At 61.1% G+C, this 20603-nt stretch carries 20 protein-coding genes; 5 read left to right on the plus strand and 15 right to left on the minus strand.

The genetic code is table 11. The features are described from left to right. Positions 1-60: 60 nt before the first annotated feature. The 14 genes from lpxB to rpsB form a co-directional block, all read right to left on the minus strand. Positions 61-1263 (minus strand): lipid-A-disaccharide synthase, encoded by a 1203-nt coding sequence (gene lpxB / locus ACP15P_RS01410; protein ID WP_424926702.1) that lies wholly within the window; start codon positions 1261-1263, stop codon positions 61-63. After that, a complete protein-coding gene (locus tag ACP15P_RS01415) occupies positions 1264-2100 on the minus strand; it encodes an LpxI family protein (RefSeq protein ID WP_424926703.1) in 837 nt (278 codons plus the stop codon). Positions 2101-2103: 3 nt separating this feature from the next. Continuing rightward, positions 2104-2907 carry an acyl-ACP--UDP-N-acetylglucosamine O-acyltransferase gene (gene lpxA / locus ACP15P_RS01420; RefSeq protein WP_424926704.1) on the minus strand — a complete coding sequence of 268 codons (804 nt, stop codon included), beginning with the start codon at positions 2905-2907 and terminating at the stop codon, positions 2104-2106. 2 nt (positions 2908-2909) lie between these two features. Further along, positions 2910-3395 carry a 3-hydroxyacyl-ACP dehydratase FabZ gene (gene fabZ, locus ACP15P_RS01425; RefSeq protein WP_424926705.1) on the minus strand — a complete coding sequence of 162 codons (486 nt, stop codon included), beginning with the start codon at positions 3393-3395 and terminating at the stop codon, positions 2910-2912. A 16-nt stretch (positions 3396-3411) separates the two neighbouring features. Continuing rightward, positions 3412-3972: an OmpH/Skp family outer membrane protein gene (locus tag ACP15P_RS01430; protein ID WP_424926706.1), complete on the minus strand. Its 561-nt coding sequence runs from the start codon at positions 3970-3972 to the stop codon at positions 3412-3414. An 8-nt stretch (positions 3973-3980) separates the two neighbouring features. Beyond that, complete coding sequence (gene bamA / locus ACP15P_RS01435; protein ID WP_424926707.1) at positions 3981-6323, minus strand: outer membrane protein assembly factor BamA; 2343 nt, start codon at positions 6321-6323, stop codon at positions 3981-3983. Positions 6324-6364: 41 nt separating this feature from the next. Continuing rightward, on the minus strand, positions 6365-7711 hold the full coding sequence (gene rseP, locus ACP15P_RS01440; protein ID WP_424926708.1) for an RIP metalloprotease RseP: 1347 nt from the start codon (positions 7709-7711) through the stop codon (positions 6365-6367). A 3-nt stretch (positions 7712-7714) separates the two neighbouring features. Then, positions 7715-8899, minus strand: coding sequence for a 1-deoxy-D-xylulose-5-phosphate reductoisomerase (dxr, locus tag ACP15P_RS01445; RefSeq protein ID WP_424926709.1), 1185 nt, complete (start codon positions 8897-8899; stop codon positions 7715-7717). A 7-nt stretch (positions 8900-8906) separates the two neighbouring features. Further along, a complete protein-coding gene (locus ACP15P_RS01450) occupies positions 8907-9725 on the minus strand; it encodes a phosphatidate cytidylyltransferase (protein WP_424926710.1) in 819 nt (272 codons plus the stop codon). After that, a complete protein-coding gene (gene uppS / locus ACP15P_RS01455; protein WP_424926711.1) occupies positions 9722-10453 on the minus strand; it encodes a polyprenyl diphosphate synthase in 732 nt (243 codons plus the stop codon). Before uppS ends, ACP15P_RS01450 begins: the two co-directional genes overlap by 4 nt. A gap of 47 nt (positions 10454-10500) precedes the next feature. After that, the gene (gene frr / locus ACP15P_RS01460) at positions 10501-11061 is read right to left on the minus strand and encodes a ribosome recycling factor (RefSeq protein WP_424926712.1); all 561 of its coding nucleotides are present in this window, start codon (positions 11059-11061) and stop codon (positions 10501-10503) included. Between the two features lie 24 nt (positions 11062-11085). Then, positions 11086-11838 carry a UMP kinase gene (pyrH, locus tag ACP15P_RS01465; RefSeq protein WP_424926713.1) on the minus strand — a complete coding sequence of 251 codons (753 nt, stop codon included), beginning with the start codon at positions 11836-11838 and terminating at the stop codon, positions 11086-11088. Between the two features lie 132 nt (positions 11839-11970). Further along, positions 11971-12846: a translation elongation factor Ts gene (gene tsf, locus ACP15P_RS01470; protein WP_424926714.1), complete on the minus strand. Its 876-nt coding sequence runs from the start codon at positions 12844-12846 to the stop codon at positions 11971-11973. Positions 12847-12925: 79 nt separating this feature from the next. Then, entirely contained in the window at positions 12926-13741 is an 816-nt protein-coding gene (gene rpsB, locus ACP15P_RS01475; protein ID WP_424926715.1) for a 30S ribosomal protein S2, read from the minus strand. Positions 13742-14088: 347 nt separating this feature from the next. Here rpsB and ACP15P_RS01480 point away from each other — a divergent pair, with 347 nt between their 5' ends. The 3 genes from ACP15P_RS01480 to ACP15P_RS01490 all read left to right on the plus strand — a co-directional run bounded on the left by ACP15P_RS01480 (position 14089) and on the right by ACP15P_RS01490 (position 16665). Beyond that, entirely contained in the window at positions 14089-14955 is an 867-nt protein-coding gene (locus tag ACP15P_RS01480) for a PfkB family carbohydrate kinase (RefSeq protein ID WP_424926716.1), read from the plus strand. Further along, a complete protein-coding gene (locus tag ACP15P_RS01485; RefSeq protein ID WP_424926717.1) occupies positions 14952-15869 on the plus strand; it encodes a pseudouridine-5'-phosphate glycosidase in 918 nt (305 codons plus the stop codon). The genes ACP15P_RS01480 and ACP15P_RS01485 overlap by 4 nt, the downstream gene beginning before the upstream one ends. A 67-nt stretch (positions 15870-15936) precedes the next feature. After that, positions 15937-16665, plus strand: a complete 729-nt coding sequence (locus ACP15P_RS01490; RefSeq protein ID WP_424926718.1) for a DUF502 domain-containing protein — start codon at positions 15937-15939, stop codon at positions 16663-16665. 6 nt (positions 16666-16671) lie between these two features. On the opposite strand, the gene ACP15P_RS01495 is transcribed toward ACP15P_RS01490, so the two are convergent. Beyond that, positions 16672-18492, minus strand: a complete 1821-nt coding sequence (locus ACP15P_RS01495; protein WP_424926719.1) for an extracellular solute-binding protein — start codon at positions 18490-18492, stop codon at positions 16672-16674. 268 nt (positions 18493-18760) lie between these two features. On the opposite strand from ACP15P_RS01495, the gene ACP15P_RS01500 reads away from it, so the two are divergent. After that, on the plus strand, positions 18761-19546 hold the full coding sequence (locus tag ACP15P_RS01500; RefSeq protein WP_424926720.1) for a 3-hydroxybutyrate dehydrogenase: 786 nt from the start codon (positions 18761-18763) through the stop codon (positions 19544-19546). Beyond that, the gene (locus ACP15P_RS01505) at positions 19543-20592 is read left to right on the plus strand and encodes a patatin-like phospholipase family protein (RefSeq protein WP_424926721.1); all 1050 of its coding nucleotides are present in this window, start codon (positions 19543-19545) and stop codon (positions 20590-20592) included. Before ACP15P_RS01500 ends, ACP15P_RS01505 begins: the two co-directional genes overlap by 4 nt. Positions 20593-20603 lie beyond the last annotated feature (11 nt).

Genomic DNA, 20603 nt, shown 5'->3' on the forward strand with positions numbered 1-20603 from the left:
CGCCCCAAACCAAAACGGAAAGCCGGCACGGAACCACCCCGTGCCGGCTTTTTTGTGTTTTCAGCCAGCGGTGCGTTCCAGAAACGCCTGAACCGATTTCGCCGCGCGCAGACCCGGTGTCTCCCCGCCGCGTCCAAGCAGCTTCATAACCTTCTCCGCCGCCTCAATCTGTTCCCGGGCATGGTCAGGGTCGGACAGCAGTCTTTCGACCTCCGGCTCGATTTTGGTGAGCACGCAGTCCTCCTGCAAAAACTCCGGCACCGCTTTGGTTTCCGACACCAGATTGACGAGCGTCACCGTATCAATCAGCAAAAACCGCCGCAGCAGCATCGCCGTCAGTGCATTGGCCTTATAGGCCACAACCATCGGCGTGCCCGCCGCCGCCAGTTCCAGGCTGACGGTCCCGGACGCGGCCAGCGCCAGATCAGCCGTCTCAAACGCCGCCCGCTTGCGCAGTTCCACCTCGCTTGCCGTGCGTCCCTCCCCGGTCAGGATATGCGGACCACCGGTCTCGAGCGGCGGAAAGTAGTCCTGCAGCAAATGCGCCACAGCGGGTGCGGCCGGAATGATCACATCCACATCCGGATGCTCGCGCGACAGATCGGACACGACGCCCGCAAAAACCGGCGCCAGACGCGTAATCTCACTGGCCCGCGATCCGGGCAGAACCACAACCACCCGTCGCTCGGGCGCGATACCAAACTCCGCCCGCAGCTTGCGAATTTCCTCCTCACCGGCGGCCGGAACCGTCGTGATGGGATGCCCGACAAAGTCACAGCTCATCCCCGCCGCCGTCATGTAGGGCGGCTCAAACGGCAGGAGCGCAAGCACATGATCCACGACCTTCGCCATCTTTTTGGCCCGCCCCGGACGCCACGCCCAGACCGAGGGCGCCACGTAATGGACAACCCTCAGATCGGGCAGCTCCCTGCGCGCCCGCGCCGCGACACGGAGGCAAAAATCCGGACTGTCGATCGTCACAAGGGCATCGGGTTTCATCGCCACCACCGCATCCGCGGCCTCCCGCACCCGGCGCAGCAGATGCCCCGCGCGGGGCAGGACCTCGACAATCCCCATCACTGACAGCTCTTCCATGGGAAACAGCGACGCCAGCCCCTGCTCGGCCATGTTGATGCCACCAATGCCCTCAAGCTCCGGTGCAACGCCATTCAGTTCTCGAAAGCCCCTGATCAGCGCCGCTCCCAGCAGATCGCCCGACGCCTCGCCCGCGATCATAAACAGCCGCGGCTTTTGCTCCGTCATTTACCGTCCCCCAAGCCCGTAGACGAACACCCCATGCCGGTCGGCCGTGGAAACGGTCTCCTCCCGCCCGAGCATCATCACGCCACCCGCCTGTACCGCGATACCCGCCAAACCGGCGCGCGCCGCATTCTCAACCGTTGCGCGACCGATCACCGGCAGGTCCATACGCCAGTCCTGCCCCGGCTTTGGCGCCTTGTAGAGCACGCCCACACGCGTCCCGTCGCTGTTGTCGGTCCTCGTATCCGCAACAAACTTCAGCATCGCATCCGTGCCCTGGATGCTTTCCACGCCAAGGCATATTCCCCGCGCCACCACGGTCGCCTGGCCCACATCCGCAACTCCCATGGCGTCCACGATCCCGCGCGCCCGCTCCATGTCCTTAAGATCGTTTTCGCCCGGATGAACCCGACCGGCACTGCCCTCATGCACCAAAAGGTCCGGCAGCAGGTCATGGGCCGCAACCACCGTCATTCCCTCCGCCTCAAATATCCGCACAACGGTCTGCAGCGTCGTGCTGTCACCGGAGCGAAGGGTGGACATGACCATGGGCGCGAGTTTGAGCATCTTGAGGTCAAACCGAAATGGCTTCAGTTCCGGCCGCACCATGCCCCCGGCAAAGACGACCCGCCGACATCCGGCCTCCCGCAACCGGGCAAAAAGACGTCCGGGCTTCTCAAACAGGGCGTGAATGACCGGGTGACCGTCACTCCAGTCCAGTTCCACACCCTCAAACTGAACGATGCGGTAACTGCCGCCCCGTGCGGCCTCTTTCTCAGCCAGGAGCCGGGGCAGCTCGCCCCGTCCAGCCACGATTGCAAGGCCGTCTGCGGCGGCCATCGCTCAATCCGCGGGCTGGGTGTAGGACCGCTGCGAGGACGTACTCATGAAGCGAACAAGTTCCTGCACCAGCGGATTGTCCGTATGGGCATCCGCCGCCGCCGTCACGCGGTCCTGCAACGTCCCCTCACGGCCAAACAACCCGTCAAAGGCCAGGCGCAGCCCCTTGATATGCTCACGCTCCGCTCCGGCCCGTTTCAGACCCACGAGGTTGAGCCCGGCCAGATGCGCCCTGTCACCGGCCACAATGCTGTAGGGAACCACATCAGCCACAACAGCCGCCATGCCACCCAGCATGGAACCACGCCCCAGACGGACGAACTGGTGAACCCCCGACATCGCGCCAAGGATCACCCGGTCCTCCACAATGCAGTGACCGGCAAGCCCCGCATTGTTGGACATGACGATATTGCTGCCCAGATCACAGTCATGGGCCACATGGGTGCCCATCATAAACAGGTTGTTGTCCCCCACCCGCGTCACGCCCGTTCCGGTCACCGTGCCTGGGTTCATGGTGGCATGCTCACGAATACGGTTGCCGGACCCGATTTCCAGGCGCGTCGGCTCCCCGGCATATTTCAGGTCCTGCGGCGCATGACCGATGGAGGCAAAGGGCCAGATCGTCGTCTTTGCCCCGACCGAGGTGATACCCGCCACCACCACATGGCTGTGCAGCACCACGCCTTCGGCAAGCTGAACCTGCGGACCAATGACGCAGTAGGGACCGATGGAACAGTTGGGTCCAACAACCGCACCGTCCTCAATCACGGCTGTCGGGTGAACACTGGCAGTGGGATCAACCCCCATGATCAGTCCTTCCCGTCGGCTTCGTCGGGCGACATGATCATCGCGGTGAAGCAGGCCTCCGCACAGACGGTGCCATCCACGATAGCCGTGCCGTTGAACTTCCAGATCTTGGTCTTGCCGCGCACCACCTCAACATGAAGCTCGACCTGATCACCAGGCACCACCGGCTTGCGGAACTTGGCCTGGTCAATGTTCATGAAATACACGAGCCGATTGGTGTCGATCAGATCGAGCGTATCGACCACCAGCACCGCCGCGGTCTGGGCCATCGCCTCGACGATCAGAACACCCGGCATCACCGGACGTACCGGGAAATGGCCCTCGAAATGGGGCTCGTTGGATGTGACGTTCTTAATGCCCACCGCGGTCTTCCACGGCTCAACATTCAGTACCCGGTCAATCATCAGGAACGGATACCGGTGCGGGATCATCCGTTTTATTTCCAGGACATCGTACTGCTTCAGGTCCGCATTTATGTCGAGCGGCATTGGTTTCTCCCCTGTCCTACTCCAGCGTTTCGGCGGACGTTTTACTTTCGTCCCACCGCGCGTCAATCTCCGCGATCACCTCATTGGTAATGTTAAGCTTTTGCGCCGCCAGTAACACACTTTTTTCGTCCAGAATGGCATTTGCGCCATAGCGGTCCATCAAATCCACCAGAATTGGCGCCACAGAGGCGTAAAACTGCCGCCGTTCGAGGTCGACCGTCCGGGCCAGTTCAGCCGATTTGTCGTCCTGGTCCTGCCGCGCCTGGATCACCCGCCGGTCAAAATCGGCGGCCAGTTCGCGAAACTCCTCCGGAGACAACTGATCCCGCCGTTCATTGAGGGCCAGTTCCTCCTGCTCGAACGCGGCATCAATCGCACGCGCCTCCGCCACCAGAGCCTCGCGCGCCTCGTCCTCCTCCGCCAGCAGCGCCTGCCCGCGACGGGAACCTGGCAGAATGCGCTCCTGATTGATGAACAGAAACGGTGGCGGCTTCTCATAGGGCTGCGCCACCGACTGCGGCGAGACACCGACCGCGCAGAAAACCCCGACCAGAAAAACCGCCAGAATTTTCCGCATGTGCCTCATCAGAACCGGGCCGCCACGCTGAACCGGAACCGCTCCTCCTTGTCGCCATCGACCTTTTTGATCGGATAGGCGTAGTTGAACCGCAGCGGCGCAAACGGCGTATCCACAAACAGGCTGACTCCTGCGGCCGCACGCAGTTTGAAATCGTCGTCCACCTCACCCATGCTGCCTGCGGTGTCGTCGAGGCCCCAAAGCGAACCCACATCCATGAAAACACCGCCATAGATGCCGTATTCCTGCGGAAGTCCAAGCGGGAAACTCGCATCCATGCGCAGCACGCCGTAGTAGTTGCCGCCGAGGGATTCATCGACCTCAACATCCTCCTGCGGATCAAGACACTCGCCGACATCACACATGTCACGGGGTCCCACACCGTTCCGCTCAAAGCCACGGAAGGAGTCGCCACCGGCGTTAAACCGGTCGAGGATTCGCGTTCCATCGTCGGAGAAAATAGCACCACCCTCGAGCGTCGCGGACAGGATCAGATCCTCCTCAAAGAAGCTCGTATAGGTTTTGGCCGAACCATAGGTCTTGGAATGGCGCACATCGCCGCCGAGACCCGCAAACTCCTGGTTAAGTGTCAGGATGAAGCCCGCCGTTGGATCCACCACCGAGTTACGTTTGTCGTAGGAGTAGGTAAACCCGAGCGCCGACGTCGTAAGGCTCCCCTCCTCATTGAAGATCACACGCGACACCGTGTCCTCGACATTGTCGATCTCATCTTCCGAGAGCCGGTAGCGAACAATCAGACGCCCGTTCTCACTGAGCGGAAACCCGACACGCGGCTCGAAACCCACGTTCTTGGTCTCAAACGACTGTTCCGACAGATCGCGTTCGCGGTAGTAGATGTTGAACCCGGCCAGAAGGTCACGGTCAAACAGTTCAGGCTCGGCAAAACCGAACTCGAAGTTTCCGAATTCCGAGTTGGCCGAGACCGTAGCCGAAATCGTCTGTCCGCGACCAAGGAAGTTGCGCTCGGTAATACCGACCTGCGCGGTCACGCCTTCACCCGTCGAAAACGCACCACCAAGGGAGAGGCTGCCTGTGCCCTGTTCCTCAACATTCACGCCCACCAGAGCGCGCCCCGGACCGGACCCGTCACGGACCGCCACATTCACATTCGAGAAGTACCCAAGTCCACGGATACGGTCTTCCGCGTCGCGAATTTCCCGCGTGTTGAACGCGTCGCCTTCGACAAGCCGGAACTGGCGGCGAATAACCCGGTCAAGCGTCCGGTTGTTGCCGGTAATGTCAATCCGCTCGACAAAAACCCGCTCGCCCTGTGCCAGCTCAAAGGTGATGTTCATCAGCCGGTTGGCCTCGTCCTTGTCGACCTGCGGCTGAACGTCGGCGAAAGCGTAGCCAAGCTGCCCGGCCTCGAAGGTGATCCGCTCAATCACACGCTCCACAAGGCGGATGTTGTAAACACCACCGCCCAGAACCGGATCGAGCAGAGGCTCAAACTGCGCCGCATCAAGCCCCGGGATCGAGGAGGACAGGCCAATCTCGCCGAAATTGTACTGCTCGCCTTCCGACAGGGTGAAAGAGAGGAAAAACCCGCTGCGCTCCCGCGAGATTTCCGACGTGGCCGACAGTACCTGCGCATCCACATAGCCACGCTCCAGATAAAACTGGCGCAGCAGTTCCTTGTCGAGCTCCAGCCGGTCCGCATCGTAGTTCGTGCCACCGAACAGGAAACTCAGCCAGTTCGCCTGGTTCGTCTGGATTACCCGCTGCAAACGGCTGTCGGAATACACCTGGTTGCCGTTGAAACTGACCCGCTGAACCTGAGTGTTCTGACCCTCGAACACTTCAAAAACCAGGTCGACGCGGTTGTCGGGACGCCGCACAATAACCGGATTGACCTGAGCCGAATATCTGCCCGACTGGCGATACGCCTCAACAATCCGCTGCGCATCCGCCTCCGCCGCCGGAACCGAATAGGCCAGACGCGGGCGAAGCTGCACCACCATCGAAAGCGCATCATCCTCGAGCGACTCATTGCCCTCAAACGCAATCTGGTTGATCGTGGGATTTTCCTGAACCGTGATGAGCAGGCGCCCGCCCTGCGGCTGCACGTCAACACTCTCAAAAAGACCGGATTCGTAAAGCTCGCGAACCGCCAGATTGACCTGTTCCGGCGTGACCGGCTCACCGGCTTCAAGCCCCGAAAACGCCCGGACCGTGTCGGCCTCAATGCGCTGGTTGCCCGCGACGTCGATCCTGCTGAAGACCGCGGTCCCCTGCGCCAGAGCCGTCGATACCGGCTGCGCCGAAACCATTAGAAGGGCTGTTAAAATTACCCGGACCGCCGCCGGAATCCACTGGACCTGCCGTAACATTCTGTCGCCCCTCTGCTCGTGGGCGATTTTTCCGCCCTTTTTTAACTCACCATCCGCATGATGTCGTTGTACGTGGCAAATACCATCATTAGCAGTATCAAGCCAAGTCCTATCGACATGGCAATTCGCATCACGGCCTGCCCGGGTGGTTTTCCACGGATCGCCTCATAGGCGAACGCTACCAGATGCCCTCCATCGAGCACCGGGATCGGAAACAGGTTCAGCATCCCAATCGCGGTCGAGATCACCGCAATCAGCCGGATAAAACTCATCAACCCGTGCTGCGCGGTCTCACCGGAGATCTGGGCAATACCCAACGGTCCCTGCAGATTGTCGACACCCAGATCACCGACGATCATGTGTTTCAGACCATTCAGGGACTGCGTGATAATATTGACCATGCTCGACACCGCCAGGCCCAAAGCCTCAATCGGGTTCGGCCGCTCAAAGGCCGGCATATAGAGCGTGGCACCGGCCACACCGATCATGACGCGCCGTTCAAACCCGCCCTCGCCGTTCTCGATGTCCTGCTCCAGAGGCGTGATCGACAGCGTCAGCTCCTCGCCATCCCGCTCAACGGTCATCGGAATCGTCTCGTCACCCGACGCCATCACAACCTGGCGCAGGTCCTCAAACGCCACCAGGTCCTGGCCATCCGCGGTCAGAATAAGGTCACCCGGCTCAAGCCCGGCCCGGCTCGCCGGCGACAGTGGCGACACACCGCCAACCAGCGGCGGAAACGCGAACGGCGTCTCCACTTCCATTTGCTGCCCGTCGCGCTCAATCTCAAACACCATCGGACCGGGCTCTTCCATATCCAGCGCGGCCTGAAGAATGCCCTCAAAGGTGGTGATTTCCGCACTATTTGCCGTCAGCACCCGGTCGCCGACCTGCAACGTCGAAAATCTGCCCTCTCCCACACTGCTGACCTCACCGATCACCGGCTCCGTCACGGAAACACCGTTCCAGGTGATCACACCGAAGAATATGGCAATCGTCAGGATGAAGTTGAAAACCGGCCCGGCCACAACCGTCGCCATGCGCCGCCAGACACTCGCATAGTGAAAACTGCGCCCGCGATCCTCGGCACTCAACTCGTGATAGGCATCGGGATCGGCCCGGCTTGACCCGTCCGCATCTCCAAGAAACTTCACATATCCACCAAGCGGGATCGCCGCGACCTGCCAGAGCGTGTTTCGACTGTCCCGCCGGGACCACAGAACCGGCCCAAATCCAATCGAGAAAACCTCGGAATGAATGCCGCACCAGCGGGCAACAATGTAGTGGCCGTATTCGTGAACAAAAACCACAATCCCCAGAACGACAACAAATGGCAGAACCGTGGACAGGAACCCGCCAATCAGGGGAATTTGTGAGATCAGTTCCATGCTTTACTTTCTGTTGTGCCGGGAAATCCAGCTGCGGGCGGCCACCCTCGAGACGCCGTCGATCCGTTGAACATCGGAAAGATCGTATTCCGATCCAAACTGCGCCGCTTCTCCCGCGATTTCATCCATCACATGTTCAACAAGCCTGCTCATGTCAAGGAAACCGATAAAACCGGCGATAAATCCTTCGAGTGCGGCCTCCTTGGCGGCGTTAAACACCGCACCAGCCAACCCGCCCTCGCGCAACGCCCGATAGGCCAGGTTCACGGAAGGAAACTTCTCATGGTCCACTGCCGCAAAATCCAGCCGCCCCAGAGCCACGAGATCAAACGGCTCCAGCGGCAGCGGCCGCCGCTCCGGCCAGTTCAGGGCGTATCCAATGGACCCGCGCATATCCGTCGGCCCCAGATGCGCCATCACCGCGCCATCACAAAAGCCGACCATGGAATGCACCGCGGACTGCGGATGGACGACAACCTCAATCCGGTCGCCATCAATGCCAAAAAGATATTTGGTCTCAATGACTTCCATGGCCTTGTTAAACATCGACGCGCTGTCGATGGATATCTTCTGGCCCATGTCCCAGTTCGGATGCTTACAGGCCTGCTCCGGCGTCACATCCGTCAGATCCGCCAGTGGCTTCTCCCGAAATGGCCCACCGGACGCCGTCAGGATAATCCGCTCCACCTCGGACATCTTCTCGCCACACAGCGCCTGGTATATCGCGCTGTGCTCACTGTCCACCGGCAACAGTTCCGTGCCATGCTCCCGACAGGTCCGCATGAACAGATCGCCCGCACAAACGAGGCTCTCCTTGTTGGCAAGCGCAATTACACCCCCATGCCGCGCCGATTCCAGCCCGGGAGCCAGTCCCGCAAACCCAACAATCGCCGACATGGTCCAGTCAACCGGAACCCGCGCCGCCTCCAGCAGTCCCTCCGGCCCGGCCAAAGAGGTAATTCCGCTGCCATAGAGCAGCGATTGCAGATCGGTCAGTTTCGACGGAATGGACGTGACCGCGTATTTCGCTTTCAGCCGAACCGCCTGTTCCGCCAGCAGGGACAGGTTCGTGGCCCCCGTCACAGCGACCACCTCATAGGCCTCCGCACCGCCCTGCGCCTCAATAAGGGAAACCGTGTTGCACCCGATCGACCCGGTGGAGCCGAAAATACTGACCTTCCTGCGCATGGACTACCTACTGACCGACCAGGCCGAGCCCGAGCGCATGCAGTACGGCATAGACCAGCAGCCCCCCCAGAATTCCGTCAAAGCGGTCCAAAACCCCGCCATGGCCAGGGATGACATTGCTCGAGTCCTTCACGCCGCTTTGCCGCTTCACCGCGGATTCCAGCAGGTCCCCGCACTGCGAGCCCACCGCCACCAAAAGACTGACCACAATGGCCCAGGGCACCGACCAGCCCACCGCCGCCGCAAACACCGCACCTACAACCGCTGCCGCGGCGAGACCGCCAAAGGCACCCGACCAGGTCTTCCCCGGGCTCACCGCCGGCCAGAGTTTCTTTCCGCCAACCGACCGACCGGTGAAATACGCCCCAACATCCGCTGAGATCACCACAAGGATCAGGAGAATGACCGTCTCCATCCCCTGTGTCGGCAGGTTGAGCAGGATCACGGCCGTCCCGGCGGCAATCCCGAGATAGAGCACACCGCCCGCCAGCCACTCAAACCTGCGACCAGCCACCAGCCCGGCCGCCAGCGCCCCGGCGACAAGGCACATCAGCCCGACATAGGTCCAGCCGCTCCCGGCCAAAAGAACCCAGGCAATGCCCCCCAAACCCGACAGCAGAAGCGGTAAATTGAAAATGGACCTGTCACCGGAAATCATACGAACGTATTCCCAGAGCATCAGCGCCAGAACCACGGCGGTCGCCAAAACAAAGACCGGCCCGCCAAGCCAGATGACGAAGGCACCACCCAGTGCCAACACCACCGCAGATCCCAAACGCAGACCGAGATCCGAAAACCGCGATCCCTGCCCGCTCAAAGGTTTCATCCGGCGATGGCTCCAAATCGTCTCTGACGCTGCCCCAGAACGCGCATCTGCTGCCCGAACAGTTCCTCGGTAAAATCGGGCCAGAGCGCATCCACAAACGCAAATTCGGAATAGGCCGACTGCCACGGCAGGAAACCCGAAACCCGGTGCTCACCCGAGGTCCGGATGATCAGATCCGGATCCGGCAGACCGGCCGTATCGAGGTATTCCGCCATCGTCTCCGCCGTTATGTTAGCCGGCGAGACCCGACCCGACTCCACATCCGCAGCCATCCGCCGCGTGGCCCGCAGGATCTCGTCCCGCCCGCCATAGTTGATGGCAATGGTCAGATGAAGTTTTTCGTTCTCAACCGTGGTCGTCTCCAACCCGCCCATCAGAGCCTGCAGATCCGCATCGAGACGCTCGCGCCCCCCGATAAAACGCACCTTCACCCCTTCGGAGACAAGGCGCGCGCCCTCTTTCTTGATGAACCGGCGGAACAGCCGCATCAGTCCCGAAACCTCGGCATGCGGCCGTTTCCAGTTTTCCGTGGAAAACGCGAACAGCGTCAGATGCGTGATGTCGAACTTCGGACAGGCCTCGACAGCCTCCCGCACCCGGTCCGCGCCACGGCGATGCCCCTCAAGACGCGGCAGCCCCCGGCTCTCGGCCCAGCGACCGTTGCCATCCATAATGATGGCCACGTGCTTCTGAAGCGCCGGTTTACCGTCTTCCGGGAGTGTCTGCATTCGCCGCTACCTCGTTACTTCAACGCAATACGCGCGTCCGCAGGCCCTCAGACCTGCATGATCTCTTCCTGCTTGGCCGCAAGCGCCGCGTCAACACGTCCAATAGCCGCATCGGTCAGCTCCTGAATCTCGTCCGACCAGATTTTCTGGTCATCCTCCGCCATGCCGTCCGCCTTTGCCTTCTTGATCTGGTCCATGCCATCGCGCCGCACGTTCCGGATGGAGATACGGGCGTTTTCCGCATACTGACCGGCCACCTTGGCAAGCTCACGGCGTCGTTCCTCGTTCAGCTCCGGGATTGGAATACGCAAAATGGTGCCGTCCATCTGCGGGTTGATGCCCAGACCGGACTGGCGAATGGCCTTGTCTACGGCATTCACCAGACTCTTGTCCCAGACATTGACCACGACCATCCGCGGCTCGGGTACGTTGATCGTGCCCACCTGGTTGATCGGCGTCGGCGAGCCATAGGCCTCCACCATCACCGGGTCCAGCATGGACGCCGAAGCCCGGCCGGTTCGCAGGGACGCAAACTCGCCATGAAGCGCGTTGAGCGCCCCCTTCATGCGTTTGTCGATCGCGTCGATATCGATTTCGTCAACGGACATGTCAGCCTCCAGTATCCGGTCCGGTCAACTCGGTTCCACGAGTGTAAACCTGCCCTCGCCGCGAAGGATCGCGGGCAGTCCACCGGGTTCACCGAGCGAAAATACAATAATTGGCAGCCTGTTGTCCCGCGCAAGCGCAATTGCGGCGGCGTCCATGACTTTGAGGTTGTCCCTCAGCACGACATCATAACTCACCTGGTCGTAGCGTTTCGCGTCCGGGTTGGTCTTCGGATCGCTGTCATAAACGCCATCGACCTGCGTTCCCTTGAACAGCGCCTCACAGGACATCTCCGACGCCCTCAGTGTCGCGGCGGTATCCGTGGTGAAATACGGATTGCCCGTACCGGCCGCAAAGATACAGACCCGCCCTTTTTCCAGGTGACGCACCGCACGGCGGCGGATATAGGGCTCACAGACCTGGTCCATCGGAATGGCGGAAATTACCCTTGTATCAACGCCACGGGATTCGATGGCGGACTGCATTCCGAGCGCGTTCATCACGGTCGCAAGCATGCCCATGTAATCAGCGGTTGTGCGCTCCATCCCCTGGGCGCTGCCCTGAAGACCGCGGAAAATATTGCCGCCACCAATGACCAGACAGATCTCCAGACCAAGATCATGAAGCGCGACCACCTGCTCGGCGATCCCCGCCACCGTGGGCGGATGCAGACCAAACTGCTGCGTCCCCATCAGGGCCTCACCTGAAATCTTGATCAGCACCCTCTTGTAGGATGGGGCTTCAACCGATTTCGGCTGGTCCGTCTGGCTGTCCGTCATGGAGTACTCTTTCGCTGAAAACTACGCCGGTAAAATGTCGGAAAACGCCGGGGGATTCAATGCGAAAACCGGACGGCCAGGCCGCCCGGTTTCCTTTTGTTCAGTCTGTTGCCGAAAAAGGCGGCGGGATCCTCAGAGACCAGCGGTCTTTGCAACCTCGGCTGCGAAGTCCTCTTCTTCCTTCTCGATGCCCTCACCAACGGCAAGACGAACGAAGCCGACAACCTCAACACCCGCATCAGCGGCAGCCTTGCCAACGCTCACGTCCGGGTCGATGACAAACTTCTGGTTCAGAAGCGTCACTTCCTCGAAGAACTTCTTCATGCGTCCAACGATCATCTTCTCGATGACCTGCTCCGGCTTGCCGGATTCGCGGGCCTGATCGGTCAGGATGGTCTTTTCGCGGGCAACAACGGCCTCGTCCAGGTCCGCCTCGGAGAGGGACGCAGGGTTGGTCGCCGCAACATGCATTGCGATCTGTTTGCCGATACCGTTGTCGGTGCCTTTCAGGGCAACCAGAACACCGATTTTGCCAAGACCGTCCGCAACGGCGTTGTGCACATAGGCCGCCACGCTGTCGCCTTCGATTTTCGCCATGCGGCGAACCGACATGTTCTCACCGATGGTTGCGATCTTGTCGGTTACGGTGTCGCCAACGGATTTGCCACCCAGGTCCGCAGCCAGCAGCGCGTCAACATCTTCAACGCCGGTCGCGACGTTGGCAATGCCGGAAACCATCGACTGGAAGTCCGCGTTACGGGCAACGAAGTCGGTTTCGGAGTTCACCTCAACGGCAACACCCACGCCACCGGAAACCGCGACGCCAACCAGGCCCTCAGCAGCCGTACGGCCGGATTTCTTGGCAGCCTTGGCCAGACCCTTGGTCCGGAGCCAGTCCATGGCGGACTCAAGATTGCCGTCGTTCTCCACCAGTGCCTTTTTGGCGTCCATCATTCCGGCGCCGGACACTTCGCGAAGTTCTTTTACCATTGCAGCGGTGATAGCCATCAACGCTCTCCTCAAATTATCAATCGGGACGGATATCCGCTGCCGGGGACCCGTTTCCCGGCAGCGGTTCGTTACTGGATCAGGCGGAAGCCTGCTCGCCACCAGCCTCGGCGGGGGCGGCTTCGGCAGCCGGTGCGGTTTCCTCGGCGGCCAGTTCCTCAACCGGGCCATCCTCGAACTCACCGATGTCGACACCGGCGGAGCCAAGCTGTGCGGCCATGCCGTCCAGCGCCGCGCGGGCGATCAGGTCGCAGTAAAGCGCAATCGCACGGGCCGCATCGTCGTTACCCGGGATCGGGAAGTCGATGCCGTCGGGCGAGGAGTTGGTGTCGAGAACCGCGATCACCGGGATGCCAAGCTTCTTGGCTTCCTGGATGGCGAGTTCTTCCTTGTTGGTGTCGACCACGAAGATCAGGTCCGGCGTGCCGCCCATTTCGCGGATGCCGCCGAGCGACATCTGCAGCTTGGCCTGGTCACGTTCCATGCCAAGACGCTCTTTCTTGGTCAGACCCTCGGCGCCGGCCTCAAGCTTCTCGTCGATGGATTTCAGACGCGAGATCGAATTGGAAACGGTTTTCCAGTTCGTCAGCGTGCCGCCCAACCAGCGGTGGTTCATGTAATACTGTGCACTGCGCTCGGCAGCTTCGGCAATCGCCTTGGATGCCTGACGCTTGGTACCAACGAACAAAATGCGGCCGCCTTTGGCGACGGTCTGCTGTACCGCGTTCAGCGCCGCGTCAAGCAGCGGAACGGTCTGGGTCAGGTCAAGAATGTGAATGCCGTTGCGGTCACCGTAGATGTACTGACCCATGCGCGGGTTCCAGCGGTGGGTCTGGTGGCCAAAGTGAACGCCAGCTTCCAGCAGCTGACGCATTGTGAACTCGGGAAGAGCCATAATCCGTTTTCCTTTTCCGGTTTCGCCTCAGCAGGGAGAAGAGCCGTTTGGCCCAACCGGTGGACGCCCCGGGGATTTCTCCCCCGCGATGCCGCAACCCCGCCTGTGGATTTCGTGCCGCGCTACTAGTCGCTACGGACCGGTTTGGCAACCCCATTCGTGGTCTGACCCCGTCATCCCACAGAGTGATGCAGTTTTTATGACATCGCGCCCGCCACTCAACACTCAAATCAGCCGGCAGGACGCCCTTGCGGCCATCGCAATTGAATGCACTATCGCGCTGACTTTGATGGCAGAGACTCACCAGACATGACACCGTCCACCCTGGCACAGGGAAGCCCAGCGCCTTGACCCCCGCCTTCGTCTGCATCGGCGCGGCCCACTGGGACGTGATCGCAAAAACCGGCGAACCGCTCCCACCCGGCGCCGACGTTCCCGGCCGCGTCCTTTGGCGCCCCGGCGGCGTCGCGACCAATGTCGCCCTCCACCTTGCGGCCACCGGCGCCCCCACCATGCTCCTTTCGGCCATCGGCGCGGACGCACGCGGCGACACCCTGTGCCAGCAACTTACCTCACGCGGCATCGACTGCAGCCACGTGACGAAAAACGACACCCCAACCGGAACCTATCTCGCGATCGAGGGGATGGACGGCTCCCTCCACGCCTCCGTCGCCGACTGTCAGGGGCTGGAGGCATCCGGCAGCACCATACTCTCCCCCCTCACCAGCCATCCCGACACATTCCGCGACGCCCGCATCATAGCCGACGGCAACCTGTCCCCGGCCGTACTCGCGGAGCTCGTGAATGTGGCAAACGACCGCACCATCACCCTCCTCGGCGCCAGCCCCACAAAAATGCACACGCACGGGGCCGCCGCCCTCAACCCGTCCATCACGCTTTATGTCAACCGGCTGGAGGCTGAGGCCATCCAGCGCACCACCTTCGCCACCTCGGGGGAAGCCGCCGCGTCGCTTGTCGATGCCGGGGCCGGAGCAGCCCTCGTCACCGACGGTCCAAACCCGGCAACCTACCGGGACGAAAGCACCCACGTCACCGCCTCCCCGGCCCGGCTAACAACACAAACAGTGACCGGAGCGGGTGACATCTTCGCAGCCACGCATATAAATGCGCGCAACAATGGCCTGTCGCCCGAAGCCGCCATCAACCTGGCGCTGGAAACCGCGGCGCGACACATCACCGGAATCCCAACATGACACTTCCCCTCACAGTATCACCCGAAGTCGCCGGATCCCTCCGCAACGGAGAACCGGTCGTGGCTCTGGAATCGACCATCATCACCCACGGCATGCCCCATCCCGAAAACATCCAGACCGCCGAAGCGGTCGAGGCGGAAGTGCGGGCAAAGGGTGCGGTCCCGGCAACCATCGCCATTTTCGACGGACACATCCATGTGGGCCTCGACGGCGAGCGGCTGAAATGGCTCGCGGACCAGAAGGACGTGCGCAAACTCTCCCGCGCCGACCTTGCCGTGGCACTGGTCGAGGGCGCAACCGGCTCCACCACGGTCGCGGCCACAATGATCGCCGCACACCTTGCGGGCATCGAGGTCTTCGCCACCGGCGGCATCGGCGGCGTCCATCGCGGCGCGGAACTGAGTTTCGACATCTCGGCCGACCTCCAGGAACTCGCGCAAACTCCGGTGACGGTCGTGGCGAGCGGGGCAAAGGCCATTCTCGACATTCCCAAAACGCTGGAGGTCCTTGAAACCCTCGGCGTTCCGGTCTTCAGCGTTGGCCAGGACGAAATTCCCGCCTTCTGGTCCCGCCGCTCCGGCCTCAAAAGCCCCCTGCGCCAGGACGACCCGGCCAAAATCGCCGAAGCCCACCGGATGCGCCGGCAGCTCGGCCTCGCGGGCGGCCAGCTGGTGACCAACCCGATCCCGGCGGAGGAGGAAATCCCGGCCGAGGAAATGACACCCCATATCGAACGCGCCCTCGCCGACGCGGATGCCGCGGGCATCCTCGCCAAAGACGTCACACCCTACCTCCTGTCGCGCATCGGAGAACTGACAGAGGGACGCGCCCTAAAGGCCAATATTGGACTCGTCCGCAACAATGCGCGCATGGCTGCACAAATTGCGGGCAAACTGGCGTTATTGAAATATTAGAAAAAATACCGCTGCTTGTACTGACTGTCGGGGCGCACTAAGTCTGCCTCAACCAAGGAATTTCAATATGGCCCAAAGACCCGTGCGGCGACGCAGGAAAGTTCCGCAGCCCACACTGTTTCAAAGACTCCGTCGTGATTTTCTGACCGGACTTGTCGTCGTACTGCCCATGTTCCTGACCGTTTATCTGGTCTGGACCACCATCGGCTTTATCGACGCGAAGGTCGTTCCGCTGATTCCGGGCCGCTACAATCCCGAGAACATCTTTGGCCGAAACATCTTCGGCCTCGGCGTGATCGTCTTCCTTGCCTTCACCACCACCATCGGCGCGTTGACCAAGGGCATCATGGGCCGCCAGATCCTTGGCTTCGGCGAACGCCTCGTCGAGCGCATGCCGGTCGTGCGGTCAATCTACAACGGCCTGAAGCAGATCGCCGAAACCATCTTCAGCCAGTCCAACAATTCCTTCCAGACCGCCTGCCTCATCGAATACCCCCGCAAGGGCGTCTTCGCCCTCGCCTTCGTGTCCACCGACACCAATGGCGAGGTGCTGCGCCGGTCCGGAGCCGACAAACTCGTCTCCGTCTTTGTCCCGACCACGCCGAACCCAACCTCGGGCTTCCTGCTCTTCCTGCCGAAGGACGAGGTCAAACCGCTCGACATGACGGTCGAGGAGGCGGCGAAAATGATCATCTCCGCCGGTCTCGTGGAACCCGAGGACAAACAGGGCAGCAATGGCGCCGCGACCGTCCCCACCGGAAACCGTCGCACACGCAAACCGCGCCTCGCTTCCTGATCCCGGTTACTCCGGGATCTCCCACCACACTTCCGGCATCCAGCCAATCCAGTCCCCATAAACCGGCAGCGTCTCCGGATAGGTCAGGTCGGCATCGTGGGCGACGTAGCTTTTGTCGTTGAACCAGAACGGAATGACATAGCGCCCGGTCGTCAAAACCCGGTCCATCGCACGAATGGCCGCCACGAACTCCTCCCGGTCGCGGGTCTGAAGCATGTGGTCGATCATGGCCTCAATCGCCGCTGAATCCACTCCCATGTAGTTCCGCGTCCCGGGTGAGGTCACACCCTCCCGTCCCCAGTAAAGCGTCTGCTCATTGCCCGGGCTGAGCGACAGGTTCCAGGACCGCGACACCATGTCGTAGTCATATTCCGTGATCCGCTCATTGAACTGCGCGCTGTCGACCTGGGTGATCCGCATGTCGATACCAAGCCTGCGCAGCGCATCGCCGTACACATTGGCCAGCGCCTCGTAGGAAATGTTCGCACTTTCATTGGACCCGGTGGTCAGCAGCATCTCAAAGCTAAAGGGCTCCCCCGCCTCATTGCGCAGAACCCCGTCCTGAACCGTCCACCCGGCCTCTTCCAGAAGTTGAGTAGCCCGCCGCATGTTCCGGCGGTTGCGCGGCTCCCCGTCGGAGCTCGGCAACTCATACGCCTCGAACGCATCCGGAACGAGTTCATCCGCAAACGGCTCCAGCAGTTCACGCACCCGGCCCTCCGCCGGACCATCGCGCATGCCCAGTTCCGAGTTCGAGAAGAAACTCGTCCTCCGCGGCAGAATGTCACCGTTCAGCGAGGCGTTGATGAACTCGTAGTTGAACGCGTGAATCAAAGCATCCCGCACCCGCCAGTCCTGGAAGATCTCACGTCGCGTATTGAACACGAACCCGGACATGCCCGATGGCCGCTCATGCGGAATTTCCGCCTTCAGCATCTCGCCCGACCGCACGGCCGGGAAATCATACTCACTCTGCCAAAGCGCCGGACTGCCCTCGCGATACACCGACAGTTCCCCGGCACGAAACGCCTGGAACCTGACCCCGGCATCCACGAAGTAGTCATACCGGATCGTATCGAAGTTGTTCTGCCCCTGGTTGAAATTCAGATCCTTGCCCCAGTATTCGGGATTGCGCTCAAAGCTGATGAACCGGTCCGGCTCGAACGCACCGATCACATATGGCCCCGACCCCACCGGCACACGCAGGGAACTCTCGGCAAAATCAACGCCTTCCCAGTCCGCCTTTTTAAGGATCGGCCGCAGCCCCATGAGCAGCGGCAACTCATTGTCAGGCTCATTGAAGGTGAAGCGCACGGAGCGTGGACCGGTCTGTTCGGCGGAGGCCACTTTCATCCACGCAGTGCGGTATCGCGGGTTGCCCTCCTCCGCGACAGTCTCCATCGACCACAGCACATCCTCGACCGTGACCGGTGTGCCATCCGAGAATCGCGCCTCCTCGCGGAGGACAAATTCGACCCATTCCCGCGATTCGCCGGTCTCCACCGATTCGGCCAAAAGCCCGTACAAGGCAAACGGCTCGTCCCAGTTTCGGCCCATCAGGCTTTCGAAAACATGTGTCCTAATTCCCCAGGGGGCCCGACCCTTCAAAATGTATGGATTAAGGGAATCGAACCCGCCCACCTCACCAAACACCATGCGACCGCCCTTGGGCGCGTCCGGGTTCGCATAGGGAAGTGCCGCGAAATCAGGGGGCAAAGCCGGCTTTCCATACATGGCAATACCATGTTCAGAGGCCGCAGACGCCGAAAACGCTGTCATGGGAGAGCACAGCAAAGCTGCCACAACCCACTGTTTCAATCGTGTCATTTCCGTCACATTCCGTCAGATTGATTAACCATAACCACTCTAACGGGGTCCAGCGCCAGGCGCATCACGATTTTTGTCTTGGCGGTAGGCCTTTGATTTCGTATAACACCTTCACTGCTCGATAGGTTTCTTGCCTGTATGAAACCTGCCTCAATAACTTGACGCCCTTCTCGTAAGGGCGTCTTTTTTTTGCCGCTCCGCCGCGACCGCTTGCCTGTTCGCACATGCGGCATATATGTTCCCCATGAAAACCAGCGAGTGGGGAAACATGTCTATTTCAGGAAAAACAGCCGTCATCACCGGGTCCAATTCAGGAATTGGTCTGGGGGTAGCCGAAGAACTCGCGAAACAGGGCGCTGACATAGTCCTCAACTCGTTTTCCGACAACCCCGAAGATCACGATCTGGCCAAAAAAATTGCCGGTGAGCACAACGTAAAGGCGATCTACATCAAGGCCGACATGTCCGCCGGCGACGAGTGCCGCGCTCTGGTCAACAAAGCGAAGGAGCAGATGGGCCGCGTCGACATTCTCATCAACAACGCGGGCATCCAGCACGTCGCGCCGATCGAGGATTTCCCGGCCGAGACCTGGGACCGCATCATCGCGATCAACATGACCTCCGCCTTTCACACCACGGCGGCCGCCCTGCCCATCATGCGCGAACAGGGCTGGGGCCGGGTCGTAAACATCGCCTCCGCCCATGGATTGACCGCATCGCCCTACAAATCGGCCTATGTCACCGCAAAACACGGCGTTGTTGGCATGAGCAAGACAGTCGCTCTCGAAACGGCGGAAGACCCGATCACCTGTAACGCCATCTGTCCGGGCTACGTTCTGACCCCGCTCGTCGAGGCACAGATTCCCGACACAATGAAACAGTATGGCAAGGACCGCGAAACCGTGATCCGCGACGTTCTTCTGGCCCGTCAGCCCTCGAAACAGTTCGCCACCGTGGAACAAATCGGCGGAACCGTGGCCTACCTGTGCTCGCCTGCCGCCGATCAGGTCACCGGCACCACCATTTCCGTCGACGGAGGATGGACGGCGCTTTGACCCGCCGTAAAATCAACCTTGCGTTGCAGGGTGGAGGTGCTCATGGCGCCTTCACCTGGGGTGCGCTCGACCGGCTGCTCGATGAGGACCAGGTCGACATCGAGGGCATCTCTGCCACCTCCGCCGGCGCAATGAATGCCGCCGCGCTGAAACACGGCTGGATGACCGGCGGCAGCGACGGCGCCAAGAAATCCCTCGCCGATTTCTGGCTCCGCCTCGCGGGTCTCGACGCCTCGATTCCCGACCCCGTGATGGACTGGCTGCGGGTGGTTTCCCCGGCTCCTGACGTCATCGCCCGCGCCCTGGAATTCAACCCCGCGGTCATCGCCAGCGACGCCATGACGCGCGTTCTGTCGCCCTATCAGTTCAACCCGGTCAACTATCATCCGCTGCGCTCAATCGTGGATGATCTGCTGGATTTTGAAAATGTCTGCGCCGTCGAGGGGCCGAAACTTTTCGTCACCGCCACCCACGTCAAATCCGGCAAGCCGAGGGTGTTTTCCGGCGACGGCATCACCACCGACGCCATCCTCGCCTCCGCCTGCCTCCCCACGCTCTACCAGGCCATCCAGATTGAGGACCCCAAAACCGGCGAAATGGAATCCTACTGGGACGGCGGCTACATGGGGAACCCGGCGCTCTTTCCCCTGTTCTACAACACGGAATCACCCGACATCCTGATCGTCCACATCAACCCGCTGGAGCGCGACGATCTGCCCCACACCTCCACGGAGATCCTGAACCGCATCAACGAGATCAGCTTCAACGCCTCGCTGCTCCGGGAACTCCGCGCCATTGATCTGGTAAACCGCCTGACCGAACAGGGCATCATTGAGAAGGGCCGCATGAAGCATCACTTCATCCACTCCGTCCGGGATGACGCCTTCATGAGCCAGCTCGGGATCGCCACCAAGATCACCCCCAACAAGGCGCTCCTGCTCCAGCTTCACGATGCCGGCCACATGGCCATGGACACATTCCTGCGCGAACACTGGAAAGACCTCGGTCAACGCAATTCCGTCGACCTGCGGGCGATGTTCTCGTAACACCGCCCCCC

Source organism: Amaricoccus tamworthensis, from assembly GCF_049800875.1.
GTDB lineage: Bacteria > Pseudomonadota > Alphaproteobacteria > Rhodobacterales > Rhodobacteraceae > Amaricoccus > Amaricoccus tamworthensis.